General features: G+C 75.3%; 2 protein-coding genes. Both read left to right on the top strand.

The genetic code is table 11. The features are described from left to right. Positions 1-472 precede the first annotated feature (472 nt). Positions 473-853: an AMP-binding protein gene (locus tag AC2W7J_RS18020; protein WP_485984132.1), complete on the top strand. Its 381-nt coding sequence runs from the start codon at positions 473-475 to the stop codon at positions 851-853. Beyond that, positions 850-1625 (top strand): AMP-binding protein (locus AC2W7J_RS18015; RefSeq protein WP_485984130.1); only part of this gene is annotated, 776 nt, incomplete at its 3' end. The genes AC2W7J_RS18020 and AC2W7J_RS18015, both read left to right, overlap by 4 nt.

The raw sequence follows: 1625 nt of genomic DNA, 5'->3' as shown, positions 1-1625 counted from the left end.
GGCCCCCCAACTGCCGACCCGCCAGCAGCCACGCCCCGACGACGAAGCGCCCGAGGTCGGCCGAGCCGGCGATGCCCGCGGCCCGTGCCGCCTTGACCGGGTCGAGCAGCGGCAGGAGCGCCAGGTCCATCGCCCGCAGGTCCGACCACCAGACGTCCACGACGTGGTTGTCCATGTGAGGTCCTGACATCAACGGTTGTACTCTCGCCCTAGCTACTAAGGATAGGCACACCAATATGACTCCCACGGCGACGCTCACGGAGGTGGCCCGCCCGGCTCCCGAGCGCGTCCCGGGCCGGGAGACCGCCCCCTCGTCCACCCCGGGTCGACGTCCCGCGCTCCTCGACGGCGACCGGGTGCTGACGCACGCCGACCTGGCGGCACGGGTCGCGGCGCTCGCGGAGCGCCTGCCGACGCGGCGACCGGTCGTCGCCTGGTCCACCTCCACCCGACGCGCGACGTCCCGGGTGTCGTGGCCCACCTGGCGGTGCTCGCCGCCGGTCACGTCGGGCTCGTCACCGGACCGGGCGCGGAGTCGGTCACCGAGCGCTTCGCCCCGGACGTGAGGCTCGTCGGCGAGCGCGTCGAGGCCCTCTCGACCGAGCCCCAGCACCTGCTGCACCCCGACCTCGCGCTGCTGCTGTCGACCTCCGGCAGCACCGGCAGCCCCAAGCTCGTGCGCCTCTCGCACGACAACCTCACGAGCAACGCCGCAGCCATCGCCGAGGGCCTGGGCCTGCGCGCGGACGACCGCGCGATCACCTCGCTCCCCCTCCACTACTGCTACGGCCTGTCCGTCCTGCACAGCGCGCTCCTCGCCGGCGGCGGCATCGTCGTCACCGAGCGCTCGTGACCGACGACGAGTTCTGGCGGCTGCAGGCCGAGCACCGCGTCACCGTCCTCGCGGGGGTGCCGCACACCTTCGACCTCGTCGATGGCGCCTGCGCGCCGGGAACGCCCGGGCTGCGCCTCGTGACCCAGGCCGGCGGCGCGCTCGGCGTCGAGCGGGTGCGCGAGTTCGCGGTGCTCGGCCGGCGCCAGGGCTGGGAGCTCGCGGTGATGTACGGCCAGACCGAGGCGACCGCCCGGATGGCGATCCAGCGCGGCGCCGAGGTCCTCGAGCACCCGGACGCGGTCGGGCGGGCCGTCGCCGCCTCGGCCTTCCGCCTGGACCACGACGTCCCGGGCGGGAGCGACGAGGTCGGCGAGCTCGTCTTCACCGGCCCCGGCGTCATGCTCGGCTACGCCGAGCACCCCGACGAGCTCGCCCTCGGCCGCATGGTCGCCGAGCTGCGCACCGGCGACCTCGGGCGGCTGGACGACGGCCGCGTGCGCATCGTCGGCCGCCGCGACGACATCGCCAAGGTCCTCGGCCTGCGCATCGACCTCGGCCGCGTCGCCGACGCGCTCGCGGATGCCGGTCACGAGGTGGTCGTCACCGCCGACGCCCGCCACCTCCTCGTCACCCTCGTCACCGACGAAGGGGGCAACCCCCACCTCGTCCGCTCGGTCCGCGAGCGGGCGGTCCGGGCCGCCGGCCTCGCCCCCGGGGCCGTCATCGTCGACACCGTCGCAGAGCTGCCCCGGCTGCCCAACGGCAAGACCGACCGGGCCGCGTGCCGCGA

The organism is Janibacter sp. CFPM2_SD2 (assembly GCF_057364645.1).
This window is presented reverse-complemented; position numbering and strand designations above follow the sequence as displayed.